The sequence below is a fragment of the Frankia sp. CeRuru1 genome (assembly GCF_977966315.1).
Window position 1 is genome coordinate 1 of record NZ_CDWWEW010000195.1, and the last position, 4,316, is coordinate 4,316.

The window sequence follows — 4,316 nt, forward strand, 5'->3', positions numbered from 1 at the left end:
GATCTCGCGTGAACCAGTTGAACTTCTCCTCGGAGGGCTCGGGGGGCTCAGGCGGCCGCGCCGCGGCGGCGCGCATCCTTCTGTCCGCCCCACGCTCGCGCCGACGACGGAGCGCGGCCACCGCCTCCTCGATCGGAGGCAGGACGGCCCCGCCCTCCGATCCCGTGACGGCGCCCAGACGCGACTCGCCACCGGCCTCGGCCACGGTGGGCGAGTCGGCGTCGTCGGCGAGCTCGTCGACGACGCCAAGATCGACACCGCGCGGCCGGAACCACTCCTCAGTCGGCGTGTAGGAGGTGTAAGAGCCGAGACCGGCCGGCGGCGTATCGGGACCGCCGAGCGACCCCGCAGGCCCCACAGAACCGGTAGGCCCCACAGAACCGGTAGGACCGGTAGGACCGTGACCGTTCAGGTCCGTCGCACCGGGAGCCGCCAGGCCGGGAGCCGCCAGGCCGTTGCCACGAGGCGCGGTGCCACGAGGCGGAGTGCCCGCGACGAGCAGCACGGCAGGCAGATGGACGAGCGCGCGAACCCCGCCGGTATCCGAGCGTGCCAGCCGCACCGCGATGTCGTGCCGCGCGGCCAGGCGGGCCACGACGAACAGGCCGAGGCGTTGGGCGATCGAGAAGTCGAACACCGGAGGCTCGGCCAGCCGCTGGTTGGCTGCGGTCAGCTCCTTCTCCGACATCCCGAGGCCGGCGTCGTCGATGATGATGAGCAGTCTGCCGTCGTCGAGGCGGGACGCGGCGAGGTCGACCGCGAGGTATGGCGGGGAGAACTGGGCGGCGTTCTCCAGTAGCTCGGCGACGAGGTGGACGACGTGGTTGACGGAGTCGGCGGCAACCTGCACCTCCGGCACCTCGATGATCTGGATCCGTTCGTACTGCTCGATCTCGCCGATCGCGGCCTGCAGCACGTCACCCAGCGGTACCGGACCCACCCGGCGCCGGCCCGGTCCAGCCCCCGCGAGCACGAGCAGGTTCTCGCTGTTGCGGCGCATCCGGGTCGCCAGGTGGTCGAGCTTGAACAGGTTCTCCAGCTGGAGGGGGTTCTCCTCGGTGGCCTCCAGCCGGTCGATGAGCGCGATCTGCCGTTCAATGAGGCTCTGGCTGCGCCGGGACAGGCTCAGGAACAGGGTGTTGACGTTGCGCCGCAGGCCGGCCTGTTCGGTAGCCAGCCGCACCGCCTCGTGCTGCAGCTCGTCGAAGGTGCGCGCGACCTCGCCGATCTCGTCACGGGAGTCGATGGCGATGGCGATGGACCGGATCGTCGTGTCGACCTGGTCCGGGTACGCGGTTTGCAGCTGCTCGATCAGGTGGGGAAGGCGCTCGTGGGCGACGTCGAGGGCGCCCGTCCGCAGTCTGCGCAGGGGGCCGGTCATCGTGCGCGCGATCGCCAGCGTCCACACGATCGCACCGACCATGATAGTGATGATCAGCGCGCCGAGGATGGCGGTCCGCTCCCAGGCGGTGGAGCGCAGCTCGCTCGCGGACCCGATGACGTTGTCGAGCAGTCCGGTCTCGACGGTGCGCAGCAGCTCGATGTGGGTAGTGCTGGCCGCGAACCACTGGTCGGGATCGATGCCGAGGTCGGGCAGTCGCTGACGCTGGACGGCACGGTCGGGGGTGCGCTTGACCGTCAGCAACGCCTGACCGTTGACGATCTGATCGTAGCGGATCCGGTCGCTGGGGCGGGCTGCGGCGCGGAACGCGTCCTCGGCCGTCTGTTCCTCGGCGAGAAGACCGGACATCCGTTCGGCGGCGCCGAACTCGAACCGGCCGGTGAGGGCCGTGGCGTAGAGCTGACCGCGGATCTGGGAGTTGATCTCCTTGATGGTCGACAGGTCATTGAGGACCATGGTGGAGTAGCGGAGCTCGTCGTCGTTCCTGTCCTGCCCGATCCGGCGGTCGAAGGCGAGCAGGCGGCTGATCGTGGTCGAGTACTCGCTCAGGATCGCGCCGATGGGCAGCTTCCCGCCCCGGACGGCCTGGCGCAGCGCGGGCAGTGCGGCGATGCTCTGCCGCACCTGCGCGGACAGCGGGGAGGCCCCTCGGCCGAGACGGCCGGAGGAGGACCTTAGCGAGGCCTGGAAACGGGTCAGCGCCTTGTCCACAACACGCTGCTCGGTGTTCAGCCGGTCGGCCAGCGCCCTGCTGGTCGGGTTGGCGCCACGCCCACTCATGATGAAGCCCGCGGCGAGATCCCGCTCGAGCTGCATCTCGTGCACCGCCGCGGTCACGTCCCGGCCGAGCTTCGCCTCGGTCACCCCGTGACCGTAGCTGGCGGCGTCGGACAGCCAGGTCACGCCGGCGAGAATCGCCACCGCCAGGAAGGCCGCCATGGGCACCGCCAACGCCGCGAAGAGCTTCCCGCGCACGGGGAGGTCGTGCAGGCGCGGCCGCCGCCACGGACGCGATCGGAACTCCCCCGCCCCGGTCATGGCCGCGGCGGCGGTCGGAGCCGTGGCGGTCGAGGCGGTCGGAGCCGTGGCGGTCGAGGCCCCCGCCGAGTGCCGCCGACGCCGCACCGGGGATGGCTGCTCCCGGTCCCCGGGTGTGCCCGCGCCACGATGCCGGCCCTCGACAGAGGACCCCGGCGGGTCATCCGTCGCGACCCGCCTTCTTCCCGGCTGGACCACGAGATCGGTACCTCTCGCCCTCTCGGATCGCCCTCTGGAACTGTCCCGCCAGGCCAGTCCCGGCCCCGGCCGGCAAAGACTATGCCTTGGCCTGCAAAGACTATGCCTTGGCCTGCAAAGACTATGCCTTGGCCTGCAAAGACTATGTGGGCGCCCGATGCCGCCGCCGGTGGGGTCGCCTGACGATCGGCCCCGTCAATCACCCGCGCTGCCGGGCAGCCCGGCTGCGGTTGTTGCCCGACAAGCAACTAGTGTCGCCGCTGGCCACTGCCAGCTTTCACTCCTCACCGAGCCGGGCATGCGGGGAGCGCGATGATCCACGGGTTTCGAAGCACGGTCGCGGGCCTTGCGTTTCTCTCCGTAGTCGCGCTGGCCGCCTGCGATGGCGGTGGCAAAGCCGAGCCGGCCCGAGTTTCCGGCGAGGTCAAGATCGGACTGCTCGCCCCCCTGACCCATGGCAATCCCGAAACGGGGCGTGACGCACAACGCGGAGCAGAGCTCGCCAGCCGTCTCATCAACGCCGGCGAAAGCTGGGCGAGCGACGAGACCAGAGGCGTCTGGGGGCCATCCGGCCGGGCCCACCTTTCTGTTGTGACATTGGACACAAGCAGCGATCCGCACCAGGCCGCGGACGTCACATCACGCTTAGTGACCAACCACGGTGTCGTAGGCATCGTCGGCGCGTTCACCCCGGACGCCACCCTGGAAGCCAGCCAGCGGGCCGAACGCCTGCAGATCCCGTTCGTCAGCGGAGGCCCGCCGCTGACGGCGCTGACCGAACGTGGGCTGAGCTGGTTCTTCCGGATCGGACCCGACGCGGCCGACTACGGCGGCACCTTCCTGTCCCTGCTGCGTGACGCCGAGCAGCCGGGCCAGGAGCGCCGACGCGTCGCCCTGCTTTACACCAACGACGCCACCGGCCTCGATATGCAGGCGACTGTGGCAGAGCGCGCCGAGGAGACCGGTTACCCGGTCGTGGCGAGCGTGGCCTACCAGCCGGGTACAGGCCAGCCGGGTACAGGCGATCTGGCCGCCGCCGTCGGCGCCTTGCGAACCGCTGCACCCGACGTTGTACTGACGAATATTTCTCCCAGCCAGGGAGAAATTCTGGGAAACACTTTCCGGGATGGTGGGTACATACCACCCGCGGTTGTCGTGTACGGCGACCCGGCGGAGGCCGCCCGACTCGCCGCGGTTCCCGAGTTCGCCGATCGGGTCAGCCGTCAGGTCGCCTGGTCGATGCCCATCGCCCGGGCCAATCCGCTGGCCGCGAGAGTAATCGACCGCTATCTGCACGATTTCGGGGCGCCGATGACCGAGGATGCGGCCGAGGCCTTCACCGCCGTGACCACGATCGCGCAGGCAATCGATGACGCGGGCAGTGCGGATCGTGAACTGGTCCGCTCCGCGTTGACCGCCCTGAATCTACCCGCGAGTTCGACCATCATGCCGTGGAACGGCGTCCATTTCGACGGAACCCACCAGAACACACTTTCCGCAACAGCGATCGAACAGGCCACCGGTACGACGTTCAGAACCGTCTACCCCCGCGACCTGGCCACGACGACGGTCAGGTGGCCCGCGCCGGGGACGGCCGTGACGACTGTCGGACATCCGTCATCGGGGGCGACGTCGAGGGCGACCTCGGGGGCGACGTCGACGCCAGGGACCAGGACCA

At 69.8% G+C, this 4,316-nt stretch carries 2 protein-coding genes; one reads left to right on the forward strand and one right to left on the reverse strand.

Annotated elements, in window-relative coordinates:
* A partial coding sequence (locus AC08OP_RS14720) for a nitrate- and nitrite sensing domain-containing protein (RefSeq protein ID WP_476614716.1) occupies positions 1 to 2,377 on the reverse strand: 2,377 nt, incomplete at its 3' end.
* Positions 2,378 to 2,950: 573 nt separating this feature from the next.
* Here AC08OP_RS14720 and AC08OP_RS14725 point away from each other — a divergent pair.
* On the forward strand, positions 2,951 to 4,316 hold a 1,366-nt coding region (locus AC08OP_RS14725), incomplete at its 3' end, for an ABC transporter substrate-binding protein (RefSeq protein ID WP_476614717.1).